The sequence below is a fragment of the Enterococcus sp. 4E1_DIV0656 genome, assembly GCF_002140695.1.
GTDB lineage: Bacteria > Bacillota > Bacilli > Lactobacillales > Enterococcaceae > Enterococcus_D > Enterococcus_D entomosocium.
Window position 1 is genome coordinate 2,214,388 of the sequence record NZ_NGLF01000001.1, and the last position, 2,180, is coordinate 2,216,567.

Annotated in this window: 2 protein-coding genes; both read left to right on the forward strand. The window is 30.1% G+C overall.

Going from position 1 to position 2,180, the window contains the following annotated elements:
- A partial coding sequence (locus A5882_RS10445; protein ID WP_139843247.1) for a glycosyltransferase occupies positions 1-1,507 on the forward strand: 1,507 nt, incomplete at its 5' end.
- A gap of 127 nt (positions 1,508-1,634) precedes the next feature.
- Positions 1,635-2,180, forward strand: a 546-nt coding sequence (locus A5882_RS19810) for a CDP-glycerol glycerophosphotransferase family protein (RefSeq protein WP_176462019.1), incomplete at its 3' end; no start/stop codon positions are given.

A 2,180-nucleotide genomic window follows, 5' to 3' on the forward strand; every position in this document is an offset into this window, starting at 1 on the left:
TGTTAGTAAAGAGCAAATGAGTTATGTATATAATACAATTAACATCGAGAAAATTTTAGAGAAACAACCTTTAGCTGAAGATAAACAACAATTAATTGTGAAGAGAGGTTTCTTACAGTTTGAGAGTTCTGGAATAATTGAGTATGCATTAAACATTAACTGCCTGCGAAAAAAATTATTTTCTAAAAAAGAAGTATCAAAAGATTCAACAGTTGTTCAATATGCATCATTTTATGTTGATGATGAATTATTTTTGAAAATATCTGTTGACAATATGTATTTAGGTTGGATATCCCAAAAATATGTAATCCCCAAAGAAATTAGTACGCAAAGAATTGAAGACTTCCATGGTTTTGCGACAGTTTCAAGATTTTTAAACTATCCGATTTGGAAAGACATAAAGACTAATACAAAAAAAGACAAAATTATTAGTTATGTACGTCCATTTAAGAATCGGTATTTTGAGATTGAAAAAGTTGCATATACAGATGCAGGAAGATATTTCTATGTGAAATATAATCAGAAACCACTGGGATGGGTATCACCAAGACCTTTAATGAGAATACATGAAACGAGTCGTTATTCTCCTATAAACAGTTATTTCATGCGCCGCACAAAAAAGCTTGAAACAATTGAACCTGTTTATTTTACAGATCTCGTTGAGAGCACGAATTTTTATGGGAAAATCAAAAACATACCAAACATTGAATTATGGTCTGCGCCAAAAGGAATCACTGGTTCGGAGAGTATTCCTTTCTCGGAGGAGTATTTGGAACAGCCTTTTAAAATTAGTGAAATCAGTTATGTTGGAAGTAATAAATTTTATAAATTACTTTTAAATAACGATACATCAATTGGTTATATTGATTCAAAATTTATAATTGAAATTTCAGAAGAAGACTTTAAAGAAGCAGATGACAAAGCTGAAAAAAAATTAGATACAAATTTCGTATTACCCAAAGTTGATCTAGGTTTTCAAAAAGTTCCGTTTCTTGACAAAAATTACTTTAATATAGTGAATATGGGAAGGTTATCTCCAGAAAAGAATCAGAAAAATTTGATTGAAGCTTTTTCTGAATTTAGACTAGAGAATCCAAAGAGTCGACTTTACATTTTAGGAAAAGGGCCTTTAGAAAAAGAGTTGATTCAGTGTATTAAAGATACAAATCAAGAAGGATCGGTATTTATGTTAGGTCATCTGAGTTCTCCCTTTAATTTTATTAAAGAAACGGATCTATTTGTTTTACCATCGTATTATGAAGGGCAACCGATGGTATTATTGGAATCAATGACTTTAGGAATGAAAATACTGGCTTCTAATATACCTGCGAATATTAATGTACTTGGTAAAGAAGAAGAATATGGATTGCTCACAAAAGGAACTTCCACAGAAGATATTAAAGATGGCTTATTAAGAGCCTGGTCTTATAAAGGTGACTTCACTTCATTTGATCCATATAAGTACAACAAAGAAGCCATTAAAAGTTTTTATAATGAAATAAATTAAAAATCGTATACATTTAGCTATAATTGTTGATACGGCAAGTCGTGCTCATAATTATAGCTTTTTGTGTTACTATTTCTTATAGGGACAAAGAAAAAGGATATTGATTTGAGAAATATAGGAGCCGATGATGAAATTAATAGAAAAAATAAAAAAGAATGTGATGACTCCCAATGAGTTACGATATCTAAAGTTTAGAAACTTACCAATAAAAAAGAAAACGATTCTACTTGAAGGTTCCCATGGAAGGGAGTTTAGTGGACACATTTTTGCTTTAACTAAAAATATACTACAATTTTATCCGGAATATACTGTCAAAATTGTCACAAGAAAAAATGTATACTTACCTGCAGAGTTCGAGACTTTTAACGTTGAGCACTTAAGTAAGGAATACTTTGAATATTTGGCAACTGCTGAAATACTTATAAATGATACATCCTTTTGGTCTTTTTTTAATAAACGTGTTGAACAACAATATTATATATTTTGGCATGGAACACCGTTAAAATTTTTAGGTAAATCAACACAGATACAAGGATATGGAAATATACAAAGAAATTTAGCTTCTGCGGATAAAGTATTTGTCAGCAATGAGTTTACTAAAAAGGTTTTAATAAGTGACTTTGGCATCGAAAATATAGTGAAAAATGAAATTGTGATAGCTCCATCTCCAAGA